This is a genomic window from Bradyrhizobium sp. McL0616 (assembly GCF_049993385.1).
GTDB lineage: Bacteria > Pseudomonadota > Alphaproteobacteria > Rhizobiales > Xanthobacteraceae > Bradyrhizobium.
The window spans coordinates 2,681,679-2,699,871 of record NZ_CP188255.1; the positions used below are offsets into that span (position 1 = coordinate 2,681,679).

General features: G+C 63.7%; 17 protein-coding genes. 6 read left to right on the forward strand and 11 right to left on the reverse strand.

Annotation, left to right across the window (positions count from 1 at the left end; genetic code table 11):
• Complete coding sequence (locus ACPPVR_RS12685) at positions 1-2,019, reverse strand: putative bifunctional diguanylate cyclase/phosphodiesterase (protein WP_426614550.1); 2,019 nt, start codon at positions 2,017-2,019, stop codon at positions 1-3.
• 324 nt (positions 2,020-2,343) lie between these two features.
• The gene (gene blaBJP / locus ACPPVR_RS12690; protein WP_426614551.1) at positions 2,344-3,234 is read right to left on the reverse strand and encodes a BJP family subclass B3 metallo-beta-lactamase; all 891 of its coding nucleotides are present in this window, start codon (positions 3,232-3,234) and stop codon (positions 2,344-2,346) included.
• Between the two features lie 267 nt (positions 3,235-3,501).
• On the opposite strand from blaBJP, the gene ACPPVR_RS12695 reads away from it, so the two are divergent.
• A complete protein-coding gene (locus tag ACPPVR_RS12695; protein WP_426614552.1) occupies positions 3,502-4,818 on the forward strand; it encodes an alpha/beta hydrolase in 1,317 nt (438 codons plus the stop codon).
• A gap of 24 nt (positions 4,819-4,842) precedes the next feature.
• Here ACPPVR_RS12695 and ACPPVR_RS12700 read toward each other — a convergent pair whose 3' ends face one another.
• From ACPPVR_RS12700 to ACPPVR_RS12710, 3 genes are all read right to left on the reverse strand, one after another.
• Complete coding sequence (locus ACPPVR_RS12700) at positions 4,843-5,121, reverse strand: TonB-dependent receptor plug domain-containing protein (RefSeq protein WP_426614553.1); 279 nt, start codon at positions 5,119-5,121, stop codon at positions 4,843-4,845.
• 63 nt (positions 5,122-5,184) lie between these two features.
• Complete coding sequence (locus ACPPVR_RS12705; RefSeq protein WP_426614554.1) at positions 5,185-6,324, reverse strand: hypothetical protein; 1,140 nt, start codon at positions 6,322-6,324, stop codon at positions 5,185-5,187.
• Between the two features lie 192 nt (positions 6,325-6,516).
• Positions 6,517-6,813, reverse strand: coding sequence for a hypothetical protein (locus ACPPVR_RS12710; RefSeq protein ID WP_426614555.1), 297 nt, complete (start codon positions 6,811-6,813; stop codon positions 6,517-6,519).
• Between the two features lie 355 nt (positions 6,814-7,168).
• On the opposite strand from ACPPVR_RS12710, the gene ACPPVR_RS12715 reads away from it, so the two are divergent.
• The gene (locus ACPPVR_RS12715; RefSeq protein WP_426614556.1) at positions 7,169-7,978 is read left to right on the forward strand and encodes a substrate-binding domain-containing protein; all 810 of its coding nucleotides are present in this window, start codon (positions 7,169-7,171) and stop codon (positions 7,976-7,978) included.
• On the opposite strand, the gene ACPPVR_RS12720 is transcribed toward ACPPVR_RS12715, so the two are convergent.
• Both ACPPVR_RS12720 and arsC read right to left on the reverse strand, forming a co-directional pair.
• The gene (locus ACPPVR_RS12720) at positions 7,952-8,650 is read right to left on the reverse strand and encodes an ABC transporter permease (protein ID WP_426614557.1); all 699 of its coding nucleotides are present in this window, start codon (positions 8,648-8,650) and stop codon (positions 7,952-7,954) included. The genes ACPPVR_RS12715 and ACPPVR_RS12720 overlap by 27 nt on opposite strands.
• Complete coding sequence (gene arsC / locus ACPPVR_RS12725) at positions 8,647-9,012, reverse strand: arsenate reductase (glutaredoxin) (RefSeq protein ID WP_426614558.1); 366 nt, start codon at positions 9,010-9,012, stop codon at positions 8,647-8,649. The genes ACPPVR_RS12720 and arsC overlap by 4 nt, the downstream gene beginning before the upstream one ends.
• Positions 9,013-9,417: 405 nt before the next feature.
• Here arsC and ACPPVR_RS12730 point away from each other — a divergent pair, with 405 nt between their 5' ends.
• The 4 genes from ACPPVR_RS12730 to ACPPVR_RS12745 all read left to right on the forward strand — a co-directional run bounded on the left by ACPPVR_RS12730 (position 9,418) and on the right by ACPPVR_RS12745 (position 13,829).
• The gene (locus ACPPVR_RS12730; protein WP_426614559.1) at positions 9,418-10,269 is read left to right on the forward strand and encodes a 3-hydroxybutyryl-CoA dehydrogenase; all 852 of its coding nucleotides are present in this window, start codon (positions 9,418-9,420) and stop codon (positions 10,267-10,269) included.
• Positions 10,270-10,614: 345 nt separating this feature from the next.
• A complete protein-coding gene (locus ACPPVR_RS12735) occupies positions 10,615-11,079 on the forward strand; it encodes a group III truncated hemoglobin (protein ID WP_426614560.1) in 465 nt (154 codons plus the stop codon).
• Between the two features lie 266 nt (positions 11,080-11,345).
• Positions 11,346-11,987, forward strand: coding sequence for a ubiquinol-cytochrome c reductase iron-sulfur subunit (locus ACPPVR_RS12740; RefSeq protein ID WP_426614561.1), 642 nt, complete (start codon positions 11,346-11,348; stop codon positions 11,985-11,987).
• A 117-nt stretch (positions 11,988-12,104) separates the two neighbouring features.
• Complete coding sequence (locus ACPPVR_RS12745; protein ID WP_426614562.1) at positions 12,105-13,829, forward strand: methanol/ethanol family PQQ-dependent dehydrogenase; 1,725 nt, start codon at positions 12,105-12,107, stop codon at positions 13,827-13,829.
• Positions 13,830-13,923: 94 nt separating this feature from the next.
• Here ACPPVR_RS12745 and ACPPVR_RS12750 read toward each other — a convergent pair whose 3' ends face one another.
• The 4 genes from ACPPVR_RS12750 to gfa form a co-directional block, all read right to left on the reverse strand.
• Complete coding sequence (locus ACPPVR_RS12750) at positions 13,924-14,184, reverse strand: hypothetical protein (protein ID WP_426614563.1); 261 nt, start codon at positions 14,182-14,184, stop codon at positions 13,924-13,926.
• A gap of 56 nt (positions 14,185-14,240) precedes the next feature.
• Complete coding sequence (locus tag ACPPVR_RS12755; protein WP_426614564.1) at positions 14,241-16,553, reverse strand: molybdopterin cofactor-binding domain-containing protein; 2,313 nt, start codon at positions 16,551-16,553, stop codon at positions 14,241-14,243.
• Between the two features lies 1 nt (position 16,554).
• Positions 16,555-17,007, reverse strand: coding sequence for a (2Fe-2S)-binding protein (locus ACPPVR_RS12760; protein WP_426614565.1), 453 nt, complete (start codon positions 17,005-17,007; stop codon positions 16,555-16,557).
• A 625-nt stretch (positions 17,008-17,632) separates the two neighbouring features.
• A complete protein-coding gene (gfa, locus tag ACPPVR_RS12765; RefSeq protein WP_045006757.1) occupies positions 17,633-18,193 on the reverse strand; it encodes an S-(hydroxymethyl)glutathione synthase in 561 nt (186 codons plus the stop codon).

The following is an 18,193-nucleotide window of genomic DNA, read 5'->3' on the forward strand; positions in this document are numbered from 1 at the left end:
TTAGGCCGTGGCCTTGATCGCTCGCGCTGCGGCGCCGTCGAGGCGCTGCCGCTCCCTCGCAAGGTACTCATCGATCATGTTGCCCGGCATGGGCTTTGCGAAGTAATAGCCCTGGATGAAGTCGCATCCCAGGCGCCGCAGGCTGTCGAGCTGGGCACGGGTCTCGACGCCCTCGACGACGCAGGCGATCTCCATGTCGTCGCATAGGCCCGTTAGCGACTTGATGATCTTGTGGCTGACCGGATTGTCGTTGATGTCGGCGACGAAGCTGCGATCGACCTTGATCTTGTCGAGCGGCAGGCGGTGCACGTGGCTCAGCGACGAATAGCCCGTGCCGAAATCGTCGAGCGAGATGCCGCAGCCCATCGCCTTCAGTGCGGCGATCGACTGCTGCGCGCGCACGAAATCGAAGGTGACGGCGGTCTCCGTGATCTCGAAGTCGATCCGGCGCGGCGGCACGCCGCTGTTCTCGACGATGGTGATCAGCGGCAGGATGCCCTCGGGCGAGCAGATGTCATGGGCAGAGAGATTGAAGGAGAGGCGAATATTGTCAGGCCAGGTCCTGGCTGTCGCGAGCGCGCGCACCAGCAGCGCCTGCGTCAGTGGGCGGATCAGGCCGATGCGCTCGGCGGCCGGGATGAAATCGGCCGGCGAGACCCAGCCGAGCCGGGGGCTTTGCCAGCGCGCCAGTGCCTCGAAGCCCGCGGTGTGCTCGCTCATGGCATCGACGATCGGCTGGAACACCAGCTCCATCTCGGCGCCGAAATCGGATGTGCGCAAAAGGTTCTCGATGACGCCGCGGCTGCGGATCTCGGCTTCCAGTTCGCTTGAGAAGATTACGGTGCGGCCGCGCAAATGGCGCTTGGCGTGGTAGAGCGAATAGTCGGCGCATTCATAGAGCGCTTCCGCCGCCGTCGCCGAGTGCGGGAACAGCGCAAAGCCGGTCGAGCAGGACAGGCCGGTATGCGAGGTATCGAGCTGGTAGGGCAGCTTGACCTGGTCGCCGATGCGCCGACCGAGCCGCATCAAATCGTCGTCGTCCGGATCGCCGCAGACCACGAGACCGAATTCGTCGCCGCCGAGGCGCGCGAACTCGACGCGGTTCGGGCTAAAGCCTTCGCAGACCTCGCGGATGCGGCGGCCGGCCTCGATCAGGACGCGATCGCCTACGGAATGGCCGTAATTGTCGTTGATCGGCTTGAAGCCGTCGAGATCGATGATGCCGACAGCAAGCCGAACGCCCCGGCGCTCGGCATCCCCAAAGGCGCTCGACAGCTCGGCGAAGAAGCGGCGGCGATTCGGCAGCTCGGTCAGAGAATCGAGATTGGCGAGGCGGAAGTTCTCGTCGGAGAGCGCTTGCGTCGCCACCTGCTGCGCGAGGAGCGATTTGCGGCTTGAGACGAGATCGGCAAAGTCGCGATAGTAGATGAACAGCACCGTCACTATCGCGCCTGAGACGAGCAGGTTATTGACCGCGATCGCCTTCAGCGTCGGCTCGCCCGTGGCCCAGAAGAACAGCACATAAGGTACGTCCACGGCCAGGGTGACGATCAGCGCCGCCGAGCGCAGATGCATCAGCGAGAAGATGCAGCCGATCACAGTTACGGCCATGTAGAAGGCGACCTGGCTCTTGGCGAAGGGATCGCCGTAAGGATAGAGCGCGAAGGACCAGGCGGTGAAGCCGACGCTGATCGGAAATGTCAACCAGTTGGTCGCGCGCAGATTGCGGAGGATGTCGGCATCGCTGCGCACGAGATGGCGCTGGCGCAGCCACCAGAAGGTGCGGAGTGCGGCAAGCAAGGTCAGCACGCTCGGTACGATCATCGTCAGCCAGTCCGGCGCGACGTTCAAATAGGTGTAGGCGACCGCGATCGTGTTGCTGATCAGGATGAAGTAGAGCAGCGGGATCTGCTTGGAGAACGCGTCGAACTGCGCGCGCGTCAGGTCCGGATTGTCGGCCGGCACGCGGAACAGCCGCACGGCAGCGGCGAGGTGAGCTTTCAAATCGACGACAGGCATTGCAATACGAGCCCCGGATCCCTTCAAAACGGAGGCGATCTTGCACGGCGGGGGTAAAAGACGCGTTAGATGAGTTCAGCGCCGGGAAGCCAGCGCAGGTTGCACGTTACCGCAGGATTTTCCGGCCGCGTGCATTGGTGAGGCAGTGTGAGGCATGAGAGGCGGAGCAGGCGGCGTATCGCAACAAAAACCCCGTAAGAACCGCAGCTACGTTCCGCTAACCATGGCATCCGCGGCGGTGCGGTGCAGCGTATTGCCGCGCGGCGATAGCCCGCGGACGCGGTCCACCTCTTCCCGCAGGAAGAGGTGGAGAGTGTAACGGAGCTACTTCGCCGGCTGAAGCGCCGCCGTTTGCTTGGCGAGCTGCTTGTCAAAATCCTCCGACAGGCCGGTCACGTAGGCCGGAAGCTCGCCCGGCTTGACGAACGGATTGGGCGAGCCATCCTTGATCTGCTGCGCGCGCTTGTCCTGCATGCCATAGACCTCCGGATGCGGCCCGAGCAGCACGTCGATCTTCATCGCCTTGGCCTTGGCGAAGGTGGCGCGGTAGTCGTCGACGATGCCGGCATAGGTGGGCTGGCCGACCAGCCGGTTCAACGCCACGGTGCCGCTACAGAAGAACAGCACCTCGCGGTCCTGGCTGCCGTCCTTGACGGTCATTTCCCAGCTCGTGCAGCCCGGCGAATGTCCCGGCGTTTCGTGCGCCGTCAGCGTGGTGTCGCCGAGCGTGACCTTGTCGCCCTCCTTCACCGCGCGGTCGACCTTCACCGCGGGAAAGGCGAGGTCCTCGTTCTTCTCGTCGCCCGGATAATAACCGCCTTCGAGCAGCGCCTTGTCGCGTTCGCCGGCCACGAGCTGCGCGCCGGTCTCCTTCTTGATCTCGGCAAATCCGCCGGTGTGGTCGAAATGCGCGTGCGTGTTGAGGATGACCTTGATGTCGGCGACCTTGAGACCGAGCTTCGCGATGTTATCCTTGATCATGCCGGTCGACTGGGGAAGTGCCGTATCCATCAGGATCAGGCCTTGCGAGGTCTTGATGATGTAGACGGCGATGCCGTCGGTGCCGACGTAATAGATGTTGCCGATCAGCTGGAACGGCTCGAACGGCGTGGTCCATTTCTTGGTGACCGCCGCAATGAAATCCTTGACGGTTTGCGCCTGCGCAACCGGTACGAACAGTGCCAACGCACACAGCGTGGCCGTGAGTCTTTTCATGGTTTGCCTCCCCGGATGTTCTTGTCGTTGTGATCGCACGCGACTTTTGCGCGCGCCGACCGGCCGCAAGCTACGTGCTGCGCGATATGGCAGCAACGGCCTCATGTCCAAAAAATTTCGGGCCATGCGCGGAATAACGGTCGGTGTCCGGTTTGAGCATGGCGGCTATTGCTGCAACGCAGTCGGCCGGCGTTTGACCGCGCGCAGGCCGCCCGCCATACTTTGCCTCAAGACGAGCCGGTAAGACTCGTCGGCATGGGAGCTGAAATGACCAATCCATTGTCCGTCCTCGCGGGGACGCTGATTTCCGTCGTCTCCTTCACGTCGATCGCACTCGCGCAGCCGGCCTGTGTGACCCAGAACATGGCCGTGCCGTCCGGCGCCAACACGAGCGAGAAGGCGGCGCCCTTCTTCATTGATACCACGGGTCTCGACTTCAAGACGACGCCGCCGACGCGCGATCCCTCCAACCCCAACTATCCGCGTGCGACCGAGCTGCCCGACGGCACGCTGCCGCCGCCCGGCGCCGAGGGCAATTTCATCATCGGTCCCACCCACAATCCGGCGCCCGAGACCATCGCGAAAGAGGGCGTGCCGCGTGGCACGACAAAGTCCTTCACGCTGTCGTCGAAGGACAGCACGATCTTTAATCCCGGCCTGATCCGCGACGATGTCGCGGGCTGCACCAATTCCTCGATCATGACGACCGTCACCGCGCCGGGCGACAAGTCGAATATGCTCGTCACCACCAGCCATCCCGGCATCTGGTCACGTACCATCGACGTCTACGTGCCGGCGCAATATGCGTCCGGCACAGAGGTGCCGTTCATTGTGATCGGCGATGGCGGCTCGGCCGCCTACAAGGATCTCCCGACTACGCTCGACAATTTGATCGCGCAACGTCGCGTGCCGCCGATGATCGCGATCCAGATCGGCAATGGCGGCCAGGATGCGCAGGGCAGCCAGCGCGGGCGTGAATATGACGCGGTGTCGGGCGCCTACGCCCAGTTTGTCGAGCGCGAGGTGCTGCCGTTGGTCGAGCAGAACGCCGGCGTGAAGCTCACCAAAAACCCCGACGGGCGCGCGACCATGGGGCTGAGCTCGAGCGGCGTGGCGGCCTTCACCATGGCGTGGTTCTACCCCGATCTCTATCACCGCGTGCTCGCGTTCTCGCCGACGATGGTCAACCAGCAATGGCCGCATGATCCGTCGCTGCGCGGCGGCGCCTGGGAATATCACAGTGCGTGGACCGGGCCGACCACACCCAACCTCATCTCGAAGGCCGGCGTGCTCACGCCGGCCGAGCCGCCCGAGGTGCCGCTGATCCTGAGCGCGCCGACCAAGCCGATCCGCTTCTGGTTCTTCGGCGGCGACCAGGATCTGTTCTATCCCAACCCCACCATTCCCGACGGCATGCACGACTGGACCTTGTCGAACGAACTGACGGCAAAGGTGCTGGCGGAGAAGGGCTACCACTACCAGTTCCTGTTCGTGCGCAACGCCAAGCACGTCGATCGTCCGACCATCGCGCAAACGCTGCCGTCGGCGCTGGAATGGATCTGGAAGGGCTATCCGATTCCTTGAGTGCCGCAGTCGCGCGCGAAATGCCTATCGTCCGATCGTCACGCCGGCGGTCGAGCGCATCGCGTCCCTGAGGCTCGTCGCGTTCATGTCGTCGAGGACCTGCCGCGTCAGCACGGTGGTCTGGCCAGGCGTATTGAGGATCGTCTCGCCACGCGAAGAGGAGAGCCGGTCGGCCTTGTACGGCGCAGCCGGACCGGCGGCGACCGCAGGCGTGTGGCGCGGCCGCTTGCTGGAAGCGGCAAAGGCGCTGTGCGAGACGCAGAGAGCGGCGATCACGACCAATCGCAGTGATACTGCGGGCATGCGATCTCCCATATCCGGGGCATTAGCCTAGCATATGGTGGGCGTCGTGGCAGGGCAAAAGGATCAGGCGAGCGCGGCTTGGCGTTCCCGCACCGGTTCGCGGACCCGGTCGGATTTCCCTGGCTCGGCAAGCCGGGTGAAGCTGCGCTGGTTCGCATGGGCGGGCGCTTCGACGATGACGCCCTCGCAGACGATCTGGCCGCCGAGCATCTTGAATTCCAGCTTGTCGTAGCGCGGCATCGTCTCGCCGGGCTCGGGCGGTAGCAACTCGATGCGACCCTGGATGTTCAGCGTGGCCTCGCCGGTTCCGTGAAGCCGCGGATTCCACATCCTGATTCCGGTTTCGGCCCAGCGTTGCCGGATCAGCGCTGCGCGATCGACGGGGTCGGCAGCTTTCGCGCGCGCCTTCGGTGCGCTGCGGATCTGCGAAGCCGGCGGCGGTTCGATGCTCGTGGCCACGGTAGGCGAGCGGGCGGTAGAGTCCTCCGCGGCAACCGCTGTGATGAGCGGAGGATCGTTCGCGAGGACTGGCTCGATCTCTGTCGCGGCGCCGGGGGAGGGATCGCTATCGATGCTGATCTCGGGGACGTCAGTCACGGAGACTTCGGCGCCAACCGGAAATACTGGCGTCTCATCGGTGGCGACCGGTTCGACTTCCGCGGAAACACCGGGTGAGAGATCATCGTCAACGACGAGATCAGAGACGTCAGCGGCAGCCATCTCCACGTCGACAGGCGTAACAAAGACCGCTTCGGCGACGACAGTCTCAACTTCTGGGGTGAGGTCAGGGGATGTATCGCTACTGACAACGAGATCAGAGACTTCTACCGCGCGGCTTTCGACAACGACGGAAAAGAGCGAAGTCTCCTCTACGGCCACCGTCTCAAGTTCGGTGGGCGCCTCTTCAGATGAATCGTCGCTGACGTTGATATCAGACGGCGCGGCCAATTGGCTCTCTACTATGACGGAGACAGCCGTGTCACTCTCCGCGGTCTCAGCCGTGGCTGCGATGTCTGCGTCGTCGTGCAACGGACCGGTGTCGGTGTCGAGAGCCGGAGCGGCATCCGCGATGTCGAGAGGCGACGCATCCGGGGTAATTGACGTCATTTCGATGCTGCCGCTGTGCGGCAGAGGCCGAAGCCGGGTGAACGCCCATTTCACCGCACGAATGCGGCGCAGCAACGATATCAGTTTCGAAAGCACTGGGAGTTGTCCAAGAGGTACTCGGCGTAAGGCAATCGCTGATTCGCCAGCAATGGAAAAACTGCCCCGGCCGTCACACCCCTGTCAATGTAGGTGGGACCAATTGCAGAACATCCACACATCCCTCGCGTGTAAGAGAGGCGATGCAAGCGACGTCTCGCCCGTGGCGCGACGCCGACTGTGTCGCAACGCTCATTCGAAATGCATGGATGCGAACGGATCTTCTTCGCGATCGGGCAGGCGCGTCGGAGGAAGCGGGCTAGCCGCGTGCTCGGCTTTGCGGATGTGCGGATGCGCCGGTGCGTGCTTGCGGACGAGCGCCGCAGCGCGCGTATCGCATTCCATTCGTTGCCCGCGCCATGCGCAGTCGATGCCTGACGGCGAGCCGATGCCTGCGCCGCCAGGCTGTCCGGGCCAGGCCTGCGCCGGGCCGGCTATCGCGAGCGAGAGGAGTAGCCGCAGGGCGGCGACGATGATTGTTCTTGTCATGGGAGGCTCCAAAACCGTTCCATCAACAGGATCGAGCGGGACGCGAGAAATTCCGCGCCACCGCATGGTCTCGCGACCGTTCACGCGGGCTTCAAAAGCCGTGAGGAGGACGTGAGGGAGATCCCCTTGGCAAGCGATGAGCCGTTCCACGATACCGTGACGTTCGCTTATATCGTCGGCGATGACAGGCTTTGGCTGGACGAGGCCGATTGGATGAAGGAGCCGGAGCCATGGGCAATCCGCAGAACCATGCGGTACTGTCCTGGTCGCTGATCCTGCGCCGAACGTCGGGGTTCCCCGCATCGCTCTGGCGAAGGTAGGTTGCCGCGCCAGGCACCTGACGTGAGGACGATCCATGAGAAAATTGGCGGCCATCGGAGCGGTTCTGCTTTGGTCCACGATCGCCTTTGCGCAGGAGCGCACCATCACGGTGGCCTCGACGACGTCGACGGAACAGTCCGGCCTGTTTGGCTATTTGCTGCCCCTGTTCTCGAAAGCCGAGGGCATCAATGTGAAGGTCGTTGCCGTCGGCACCGGGCAGGCGCTGGATATCGGACGGCGCGGCGACGCCGACGTCGTGTTCGTCCATGACAGGCCCGCAGAAGACAAGTTCATGTCCGAAGGGCAGGGCGTGAAGCGCTTCGATGTCATGTACAACGACTTCATCATCGTCGGACCGAACAGCGATCCGGCGCACATCGGCGGCGGCAAGGATGTGGCCGAGGCACTGCGCAAGATCGCGGCGGCAAAGGCGCCGTTCATCTCGCGAGGCGACAACTCCGGCACGCATGCGGCGGAGCTGCGGCTTTGGAAGGAGGCGGGCGTCGACACTGGTGCCGGCAAGGACGGCTGGTATCGCGAGATCGGTCAGGGTATGGGGCCAGCGCTGAACATGGCGTCGTCGTCGAACGCCTATGTTCTGTCGGACCGCGGCACATGGCTATCGTTCAAGAACAGAGGCGAGCTTGCGATCCTGACCGAGGGCGACAAGCGGCTCTTCAATCAGTACGGCGTCATGCTGGTGAACCCGGCCAATCATCCGAACGTGAAAGCGCAGGACGGGCAGGCCTTCATCGACTGGCTGGTCTCGCCGAAGGGACAGGCCGCGATCGCCGGCTACATGGTCGGTGGCGAGCAGTTATTTTTCCCCAATGCGTCCCACTAGCAGGAAGGCGACTGTCGACACTGCCACGCTGAGCGCGAGCAGGATTAGCCCGAGCCCGAGCGCCAGCGGCAGATCGCCCTTGCTGGTCTCGAGCGCGATGGCGGTCGTCATCGTGCGCGTGAAGCCGCGGATGTTGCCGCCGACAATGATGATGGCGCCGACCTCGGCGATTGCGCGCCCGAAGGCGGCGAGGAAAGCCGTCAGCAGCGAGGTCCGGCCGAGCGCGAACAATAAGCCAATGCTGCGCAGCGTCGATAGTCCGTCGATCCGCGCCATATCGCCATATTCGGCCCACAGCAGTGTCGCCGGCCTGTGCACCAGCGCGACCACGATCGGCGCGGCGAGTAGCGTCTGCGCGATCACCATGGCAGCCGGCGTAAACAGCAGGCCGGCCGCCCCGAGCGGACCGGACCGCGACAGCAGAAGATAGAGCGCGAGCCCGACCACGACCGGTGGAAGGCCGAGCAGCGCGTTGGTCAGCACGATAATGACCTGCCGCCCGCGGAAACGGGCGATCGCAAGAAAAACTCCGATCGGCGCGCCGATCAGCAGCGCGACGATGCTGGCGGTCAGGCTGACGCGCAACGACAACGCGACGATGCCGAGGAGCTCTGGATCGGCCGCGCCGATGAGCGAGAATCCGGTGGCGATGGAGCGCTCGAAGTCGTTCATTCGCCCTGCTGCGCGGACAGCAGATCCAGCACCAGTTCGGAGCGACGGCAGAGCTTGACGCCTTTCGGCGTGACCACGACCCGCCTGTTGATCAGGATCGGATGCGCCATCATGGCGTCGAGGAGCTGATCGTCGGTCAGGGCTGCGTTGCCGAGCCCGAACTCGGCGTAGGGCGTGCCCGTCTCGCGCAGCAGCTCACGCAACGAGAGGCCCATGCGCGCGACGAGCTGCTGTAACAGCGGCCGCGACGGCGGCGTCTCCAGATATTCGATCACGTGCGGTTCGATGCCGGCATACTGGATCATGGCGAGCGTATTGCGCGAGGTGCCGCAAGCGGGATTGTGGTAGATGATCGCGTCCATGGCGAAAGGCCTTTCGATATTCTGACGATTGTGAGAATGATGGCGGCCTGTCAATCCGGTTCTCCGACCCTTTGTCATTCCACGGTCGCCAGAAGCTCTATTTTCATTTTGCCGAAATCCGCGAAGCCTGCGTACCGGACCGCGGGCGCCAGCCGACGCTCGACATGCCCCGAGCCCCAGGCACCATCAGCAGGCACGAGGAGGCGTAAAATCCAGGCAAAGCAGGCCTCGGGAGCGCCAAATCATGCCCTTCGCGACCGGGAAGCGGCTTTATTCCCGCCATGGATGCTTTAAGGAAGGGGCAGGACCGGGTCGCAGGCGCCCAGCGGCGGTGCTAGACCCTGATGCAGCAAAAGGGTGGGGCCCTGTGCCGGCCCGCCCGCAGGATGAGAAGGATTTGACGCAATGATTCAAACCGTTGGCATCATCGGAGCAGGGACCATGGGCAACGGCATTGCCCAGATCAGTGCCGCGGCCGGGCTTTCGATCGTGATGGTCGACATCTCCGATGCTGCGGTGAGCCGCGGTGTCGCCACCGTCGGCGGCAGCCTCGAGCGCCTGGTCAAGAAGGAGAAGATGTCGGCGGCCGATCGCGAGGCGACGCTCAAGCGCATCACCGGAACGACCGATCGCGCCAAGCTCGCCGACTGCGATCTCGTCATCGAGGCCGCGACCGAGAACGAGGAGCTCAAGGTCAAGATCCTGAAGGACCTCTGCGCGACGCTGTCACCGCGCACGCTGCTGGCGACCAACACCTCGTCGATCTCGATCACCAAGCTTGCCGCCGCGACCGATCGTCCCGACCGATTCATCGGCATGCACTTCTTCAATCCGGTGCCAGTGATGGCGCTGCTCGAGCTCATTCGCGGCTTGCAAACCTCCGACGACACCCACGCCAAGGCGCTCGATTTCGCCAAGCGCGTCGGCAAGGTGGCGATCACGGCCAAGAACAGCCCGGGCTTCGCCGTCAACCGCATCCTCTGCCCGATGATCAACGAGGCGATCTTCGCGCTCCAGGAAGGGATTGCAACGGCGGAAGAGATCGATGCCGGCATGAAGCTTGGCTGCAACCATCCGATCGGGCCGCTGGCGCTGGCCGATCTCGTCGGGCTCGACACCATGTTGTCGGTGATGGAGGTCTTTTACAAAGGCTTCAACGACCCCAAATACCGTCCAGCGCCCTTGCTCAAGGAAATGGTCGATGCCGGCCATCTCGGCCGCAAGACGGGGCAGGGCTTTTACATCTACAGCGCCTGATGAAGGCGCCGGCGACGGGTGTTGGGAGCATGATCCGGAAAAGTGCGTAGCGGTTTTCCGACAAGATCATGCTCAAGACAAAGCGCCCGCCGTCTGATCCCGCAATTTGCGCTGCGACAAAGACGGACGCAGCGATTTACCCCAGCATGGACGCGGGCCGCGCTGTTCCTTCTCTCCTTGTGGGAGAAGGTGGCGCGAAGCGCCGGATGAGGGGTTGGTTCCGCGAGCCCAAATGCTTGGGGGAGTACGCGGAGAGAACCCCTCACCCGTCTCAATCGCGCGATACGCGATTGATCCACCCTCTCCCGCAAGGGGAGAGGGGAAGACAGAACGGACGAAGAAAATATGTCGGATCGACTGAAGGCCGAGCGGGAAGCTGCGGCCGAGCGGCGGAACCTGCTGGTCCAGGACGCGATCGAGCGCACCGGGATCACGGAGGAGATGATTGGGGAACTCGTGACCCGGTTCTACGGACGTGTGCGTGAGGACGCGCTGCTGGGGCCGGTGTTCGCGGCTGTGCAGGATTGGGACGAGCATCTCGCCAAGCTCAAGAACTTCTGGTCCTCCGTCGTGCTGATGACGGGCCGCTATCATGGTTCGCCGATGCGGGCGCATATGCCGCTCAGCCTAGTCGGAGATCATTTTGATCGCTGGCTCGACCTGTTCGAACAAACCGCACGCGAGATCTGTCCGCCGGTTGCCGCCGCGCTGTTCATCGACAAGGCGCGGCGCATCGCCGATAGTTTTGAAATGGCATCGGCGACGGTGGCGGGACGCATTGCATCGCCGCGCCATGTGCTAAGATCCTGAAATCCAAAATGCCTGCCTGAGAAACGTGCAACGGCATTGATGTCAGGTGGCGTCGCGCCGAACGACAGCGCGTCGCACCAATTCCAACATCATCGGTCTGATCTGCAAAATCATCATGCTGTTCGCGCGGTGTGGCGTAGAACTTGCGAAAACGCGTTTGAATGCGTTGATTTTCGTTCAATCAAAGCGAGCAAAGCCATATTGATGCACTGCGGCGCCAATTCTCCGCCTTCTTTTCGGCAGAGTTCCAGCGCCTGCTAGGATGCATGTCGAGTGCATCGTTCAACACCTCATCCTTCGACAACATTGCGGAGCCTGAAGCTGGTGCGTGCGTAGAGCAAACGCGTCGAGCTCTCCTGCTCGCCGCGATCGCCACCACCGCCTGCCTCGGTTGTTCCACGCAGGTCCGTGCCGGCGAGGATTTGCCCGGCTCAGACGAACGGCCGCAGAAGGGCGATCTGCTCGTCTTCTCCGAAGGCGATCAGGAAGGAAAGCTCGTCACCTCGGCCGATCTGCCACTCGGTGGGCCGCCGGTGCATGCCTGGCCGAAGGATCCGAAGACGTCGGTCGTGCGCAGTGCCTCGCGGCTCAACGAGATCCTGATCATCCGGCTCGACCCCGAGGAACTCGACGAGCAGACACGCGCGCGCGCCGTCGACGGCATGATCGCCTATACGGCGATCTGTTCTCATGCCGGCTGTCCTGTCACCGCCTGGGTCAAGAGCGATGTCGGCGACAACGAGGTGTTCAAGTGCATGTGCCACAACTCCGAATACGATCCCCGCGCGGGCGCGCAGGTCGTGTTCGGGCCGGCGCCGCGACGGCTCGCCGCGCTGCCGCTGGCGCTCACTGACGGCTCGCTCAGCGTTGCCGGCAGCTTCATCGGAAAGGTAGGTGGCCAGGGATGACGGACCGCGGGTCGCGCCCGCATCACGACAGGCCGCATCCGCCAACGTGCGGGTGATGAGATCAACGACAAGAATTCACCAAACGAATTCAAAACGGATGAAAAAGGGGATACGTCCATGACCAGGAAGCAATGGTTACTGTCTGGCTTCGTCGCCTTCACCTGTCTTGCCTCGACCGCCGCCGTTTCAGGCCCGATCGAGAACTACTCTCCGGTCACCGCGCAGCGCCTGGAAAATCCGGAGCCGGGCAACTGGATGCTCTATCGCCGGACCTATGACGGGCAGGGCTATAGCCCGCTCGACCAGATCAACACCACCAACGTCAAGGATCTCACGCCGGTCTGGACCTTTGCCACCGGCGTGGTCGAAGGCCACGAGGCGCCGCCGATCGTCAACAACGGCGTGATGTTCGTGGCGACCCCGATGGGGCAGGTGATCGCGCTGAACGCCAAGACCGGCGACGAATATTGGCGCTACAAGCGGCAGCTCCCGGACGATTTGTTCCAGCTGCATCCGACCAGCCGCGGCGTCGGCCTGTGGGAGGACAAACTCTATCTCGCCACCACCGACGACCATGTCGTCGCGCTCGACGCCAAGACTGGCAAGGTGGTGTGGGACACCAAGGTGCAGGATTACAAGAAGGGTCAATACATGACCCTGATGCCGCTCGTCGTCGACGGCAAGGTCATCGTCGGCGGCTCCGGCGGCGAGCTCGGGGTGCGCGGCTACGTCGCCGCCTACGATGCCAACGACGGCAAGGAGTTGTGGCGCACCTTCACCATTCCTGGCGAAGGCGAGCCCGGTCACGACACCTGGCAGGGCGACGACTGGAAGACCGGCGGCGGCTCGGCCTGGATGACCGGCAATTACGACAAGGACACCAAGACGATCTATTGGGGCGTCGGCAATGCCGCACCTTGGCCCGGCGAGACGCATCCCGGTGACAATCTCTACACCTCGTCGGTGCTCGCGCTCGATCCCGGCAACGGCAAGATCAAGACCTATCACCAGTACCACCAGAACGATTCCTGGGACTGGGACGAGGTCGATGCGCCGATGCTGGTCGATCTGCAACGCGACGGGCGCAGCATCAAGAGCCTGATCCATCCCGGCCGCGATGCGATCTTCTGGGTGCTCGAGCGCACCCCGACCAAGATCAACTACGTCGCCGGCTGGCCGTTCGTTGCCAGTGATGTCTGGAAGGGTATCGATGAGGGCGGCAAGCCGATCGTCGATCCCGCGCACAAGCCGGTGATCGGCAAGCGGGTCGAGTTCTGTCCGTCGCTATGGGGCGGCAAGGACTGGCCGTCGGCGGCCTACAGCCAGAAGACCGGCCTCGTCTACGTGCCCGCCAACGAGAACTTCTGCGGCGGCTTCACCGGCGAGAAGGTTCCGCTCAAGGCGGGCGAACTCTGGCTCGGCACCAAGCCGGAGGACATCGGCCTGATGGCGAAGCCGGGCGCGGATCATTTCGGCGAGCTCCAGGCCTGGGATCCGGTGACCGGCAAGAAGGTGTGGCAGCACAACTTCCCGAAGTCGCAGCTGTTCGGCTCGGTGACGGCAACGGCGGGCGATGTTCTCTTCGCCGGCGGCACCAACGACCGCAACTTCCGCGCCTTCAACGCCAAGACCGGCGAAGTGCTGTGGGAGCTGAAGACCAACTCCGGCATCATGGGCATGCCGGTGTCCTATGAGATCGACGGCACGCAATACGTCGCGATCCAGTCCGGTTGGGGCGTTGATGCCCAGCGCATCCAGGACGCGCTCGCGACCAACAATATCGGTATCGAGTCCAACGTGCCGCAAGGCGGCGTGATCTGGGTGTTCGCGCTGAAGAAATAAGCTCCGCGGCGGATCGAAGAAGGCGGAGCGGGGGCGAGAGAATGTGGCGGACGGCAACGTCCGCCGCATTTTTTTGCGTGCGATCGGCAGCGGTTCATTTCCCCTGTCGGTCGACCTTGTCCTTCTCCTTCTGGTTCATTTCCTGAACCTTCGGGTCGGTGCTGCTCTGCCCGGTGGTCTGGGTGGTCGAGGCGGGCGGGGCAGTGGCGTTGGGGAGAGAGTTCTGGTCCGGCGCGGTGGGACGCGTCGCCGTGGTCGGCGGTGTGGTGCTGCTTTGGGCGAACGCGCCTGCAGTCGTCAAAGAAAAGGCGCCCGACAGCAGCGAGACTGCGAGCGCCTTTGAGATTTTGGTCATCGATCTGCTCCTGTCAGATCGATGGAAACGGCTTAAGGCCGCTGAATGTTCCGGCCTCACGCCTCCAATTGCTTGCCGAGCGGAAGCGCGCGGATGCGTTTTCCCGTCGCGGCGAAGATCGCGTTCATCAGCGCGGGCGCAAACGGCGGCACGCCGGGCTCGCCGACGCCGCTCGGCGGCGTGTCGGGCCCGGGCGGCACAATGTAGACGTTGGTGACCAGCGGAGATTCGTCCATCCTGACCACCTGGAAGTCGTCAAAGTTCTTCTGCACCACCTTGCCGTCCTTGAAGCTGATCTCGCCATATTTGGCGAGGCTCAGGCCCATGATCGCAGCGCCCTCGATCTGCGACTGGATGCGCTCGGGGTTGACATAGGTGCCGCAGTCGATCGCGGTATCGACCCGCGGCACCGTCAGCTTGCCCTTGTCGTCGACGGCGACCTCGACGATCGTCGCGATGTAGCTGACGAAGCTGCGATGCACCGCGATGCCGAGGCCGTGCCCCTTCGGGACCTGGCGTCCCCATTCGCCTTTTTCGGCGACTAGCTCGACCACTTTGCGCAGGCGCGCGGTGTCGATCGGGTAGCTGTCAAAGGGCTCGCCGTAGTTCCACATGTCCTTCACGGCGGGCTTGACGATGCGCGGGCTTCCGATCAGCGCGAGCAGCGTCTCCTTCTGGTCGCGGCCGGTCGCGTTCGCGATCTCGCCGACCATCGACTGCACCGCAAAGGCACGCGGGATGTTCGAGACCGAGCGGAACCAGCCGATGCGGGTGAACGCTGCGGCTTCCGGGTTCTCGCAACTGATGTTGGCGATCTCGAACGGCATGTCGACGAGCCCCATGCCGAGCTCGAACGCCGCCGCGTGATTGGCACCGGCGGCGAAGGTCGAGGCGATGGTGGGCGCCACGCTGCGATGGCGCCAGGCGATGACCTTGCCGCCCTTGTCGAGCCCTGCCTCGATGCGTTCGACCGAGACGGTGTGCAGGAAGTCGTGATGGAGGTCGTCCTCACGCGTCCATTGCACCTTCACCGGCGCGCCGAGCTCCTTCGACAGGAGGGCGGCCTCGAGCGCGAAATCGCATTTCGACTTGCGGCCGAAACCGCCGCCGAGCAGCGTGACATTGACGGTGACATTGCCCTCGGGAATGCCGAGTGTCTTGGCGACGTCTTCGCGCGTGCCGCCTGGGCTCTGCACCGGCGCCCATATTTCTGCCTTGTCGCCCTTGACGTCGGCAACCGCGACCGGCGGCTCCATGCTGACATGGGCGAGGTGCGGCAGATAATATTCGCCGACGACGACTTTGTCGGCACCCTTCAGCGCAGCGTCGGCGTCGCCTTCCTGGCGCACGACGAGACCCGGCTTGCGCGAGGCCTCCTCGAGCTCCTTGCGGAAGGCGACCGAGTCGTACTTGCCGTTGGCGCCATCGTCCCAGACCAGCTTCAGCGCATCGCGGCCCTTGATCGCCGCACCGGTGTTGCGGGCGATCACCGCGACGCCGCCGAGCGGCTGGAATTTCGAGGGCCACGGCCAGCCGCGGACCTGCATCACCTTCTCGACGCCGGAGATTTTCATCGCCTCAGCCGGGTCGAACGAGACCAGTTTGCCCCCAGTCACCGGCGGGCGCGCGATCACGGCGTATTTCATGCCGGGTAGCCGCACGTCGGCACCGTAACCCGCCTTGCCGGTGGTGATGTCGTGGAGATCGACGATGCCGACCTGGCCCTTGGTCAGATAGCGGAAATCCTTGGGGTCCTTCAGCTTGAGGCCTTCGATGCTCGGCACCGATTCCTTGGCAGCGTCAGCCGCGAGCTCGCCGAAGCCGAGCTTGCGTCCGCTCGCGCCGTGGACGACCTCGTGATTGACCGCCTTGACCTCGGTCGCCGGCACGCCCCAGCGCTTGGCGGCGGCCTGCTCCAGCATGGTGCGGGCGGAAGCGCCGATCTGGCGCATCGGGATCAGATAGTGCCGCGTGCTGCGCGAGCCGTCGGTGTCCTGGTTGCCGAACTTGACCTCGTCGCCATGGGCCTGCTGCACTTTCACTTTCGACCAGTCGGCTTCCATCTCCTCGGCCACGATCAGTGGCAGGCTGGTGCGCACGCCGGTGCCCATCTCGGAGCGATGGGCGAGGATGGTGACGGTGCCGTCCGGCGCAACCGCGACGAAGACGCGCGGATCGACCACGACGCCATGCGGCATCTTTCCGGCGCCGGTCTCATAGGCAAAGGCCTGGCGCGACATCACGGGTGCGGCGAGCACGAAGCCGCCGGTGATGCCGAGCCCCTTCAGGATGCTGCGGCGTGAGATCTTTTCGACCTTCAGGTTCTTCTCGAAGCCACGGAGCTTTCGCGGATTGTCGATGAAATTCATGTCACACTCCCGTCGATGCGAGATGGACCGCATTCTCGATACGCTGGTAGCAGCCGCAGCGGCAGATGTTGCCGGCCATCGCCTCGCGAATCTGGTCGTGCGACGGCTTTGGATTGTCCATCAGCAGGGCAGCCGCCTGCATGATCTGGCCGGCCTGGCAGAAGCCGCATTGGGGAACGTTGACCTGGCGCCAGGCCTTCTGGACGGCGTGGTCGCCGGTCGGATGCAGTCCCTCGATCGTGGTGATCTCGCGTCCGGCGACGTCGTTGATCGACGTGATGCAGGAGCGCACCGCCTCCTTGTCGACGATGACCGTGCAGGCGCCGCACAGGGCTTGGCCACAGCCGAACTTGGTACCGGTCAGCCCGGCCTCGTCGCGCAGGAACCAGAGTAGCGGGAGATCCGGGTCGCCGTCCCAGCTCTGTTCCTGGCCGTTGATCTTCACCTTGATCATGATCGTCCCTCGCTCTTCATAAGCTTTGCCGATTTTGGAAGTGCCGACCTCGGTCGCCACCATGGTCTGTGCGTCGTCGCAACCGCAGCGCGGCCCGTTGTCCCGCGCGGGCAAATCCCGGCAGGGGGCAGAAATGCGAATCGCGATGTCCGGATGTGTTCGATACCTCCCGTCTTGTTCTTGATTGATTGAACTTCGCGCGGCATCGTTACGCCACGATCCTAGCAGAGATCGGGCCGTCCCGGCATTCACAGCCGGGTGTTCTCGACGTGAAGAGATTGCATCCGTGGTTTGTCAAAAGCAGGGCGCGGCAGGACGTCGCGCGCTCCGTGCGACTACAAAATTGGACGAAAAAAGCTTCGTCCGCCAGAGGGACTGCGCGGACGAAGCAGGATGCCTCAGTCGAGGGAGGGAGAAACGCAGGGCACGCTGACTTCGAGAAGGAAGGAGGCGGCACTGCGCAGTCGTTTAGAGACCAGGACTGAGGGAGCGGAACGCGCTCGCATACGCAAAGTGCACAGGCGGCGACATGGCCGCAGTCATTTGAGAGCCGCACCTATCCGGCTCGCTGGCGGCGCTTGCGGCCAGCGAGCGGAGAGGCGTGGCGAACGTCTGGCGGCCCTGTTCAGGCGGCTTTGGCTTTCGCAACGTGGGTTGCGATCGCGTCCATCAGCGCCGGCGACAGGCAGTCATAGGGCTCGAGCCCGATTTCCTTCAGCCGCGAACGGATGCCGGCCATCTGCTCCGGCTTCACGCCCGATTCGATCACCGAGGAGACGAAGGCGGCGAATTGCGGCGCCTGCGAACCCTGCTCCTGGAACAGCTCCGGATGGACGAAATCGAGACCGTAGAACGGATGGTTCTTGTTCTCGATGCGGCCATACATGTGCGTGCCGCAAGCCTTGCAGGCGTGACGCTGGATCACCGCGGAAGCGTCGACGATCTGGAGCTTGTCGCCGTTCTCGAGCACGGTGACGTTCTGGCGCGGCACGACCGCGACGACGGAGAAGTTCGCGCCCTGCGGCTTCCAGCACTTGGTGCAACCGCAGGCGTGGTTATGTGCCACGTCGCCCTTGATGCCGACCTTGACCTGATGGTCCTTGCATTTGCAGGCGAGCGTGCCGCCGGCAAAGTGGCCGGTGCCTTGTTTGAGGCCGTTGTCGATCGAAGGGTGGAGTGCAGTCAT

What these genes read in the sequence shown, in the direction of transcription:
- ACPPVR_RS12745 (WP_426614562.1), top strand. Translation starts at nt 12,105, where the DNA reads ATGACCAGGAAGCAATGGTTACTGTCTGGCTTCGTCGCCTTCACCTGT.
- ACPPVR_RS12720 (WP_426614557.1), bottom strand. Translation starts at nt 8,650, where the DNA reads ATGAACGACTTCGAGCGCTCCATCGCCACCGGATTCTCGCTCATCGGC.
- arsC (WP_426614558.1), bottom strand. Translation starts at nt 9,012, where the DNA reads ATGGACGCGATCATCTACCACAATCCCGCTTGCGGCACCTCGCGCAAT.
- ACPPVR_RS12715 (WP_426614556.1), top strand. Translation starts at nt 7,169, where the DNA reads ATGAGAAAATTGGCGGCCATCGGAGCGGTTCTGCTTTGGTCCACGATC.
- gfa (WP_045006757.1), bottom strand. Translation starts at nt 18,193, where the DNA reads ATGACTGCACTCCACCCTTCGATCGACAACGGCCTCAAACAAGGCACC.
- blaBJP (WP_426614551.1), bottom strand. Translation starts at nt 3,234, where the DNA reads ATGAAAAGACTCACGGCCACGCTGTGTGCGTTGGCACTGTTCGTACCG.
- ACPPVR_RS12760 (WP_426614565.1), bottom strand. Translation starts at nt 17,007, where the DNA reads ATGATCAAGGTGAAGATCAACGGCCAGGAACAGAGCTGGGACGGCGAC.
- ACPPVR_RS12695 (WP_426614552.1), top strand. Translation starts at nt 3,502, where the DNA reads ATGACCAATCCATTGTCCGTCCTCGCGGGGACGCTGATTTCCGTCGTC.
- ACPPVR_RS12685 (WP_426614550.1), bottom strand. Translation starts at nt 2,019, where the DNA reads ATGCCTGTCGTCGATTTGAAAGCTCACCTCGCCGCTGCCGTGCGGCTG.
- ACPPVR_RS12750 (WP_426614563.1), bottom strand. Translation starts at nt 14,184, where the DNA reads ATGACCAAAATCTCAAAGGCGCTCGCAGTCTCGCTGCTGTCGGGCGCC.
- ACPPVR_RS12755 (WP_426614564.1), bottom strand. Translation starts at nt 16,553, where the DNA reads ATGAATTTCATCGACAATCCGCGAAAGCTCCGTGGCTTCGAGAAGAAC.
- ACPPVR_RS12730 (WP_426614559.1), top strand. Translation starts at nt 9,418, where the DNA reads ATGATTCAAACCGTTGGCATCATCGGAGCAGGGACCATGGGCAACGGC.
- ACPPVR_RS12710 (WP_426614555.1), bottom strand. Translation starts at nt 6,813, where the DNA reads ATGACAAGAACAATCATCGTCGCCGCCCTGCGGCTACTCCTCTCGCTC.
- ACPPVR_RS12740 (WP_426614561.1), top strand. Translation starts at nt 11,346, where the DNA reads ATGTCGAGTGCATCGTTCAACACCTCATCCTTCGACAACATTGCGGAG.
- ACPPVR_RS12700 (WP_426614553.1), bottom strand. Translation starts at nt 5,121, where the DNA reads ATGCCCGCAGTATCACTGCGATTGGTCGTGATCGCCGCTCTCTGCGTC.
- ACPPVR_RS12735 (WP_426614560.1), top strand. Translation starts at nt 10,615, where the DNA reads ATGTCGGATCGACTGAAGGCCGAGCGGGAAGCTGCGGCCGAGCGGCGG.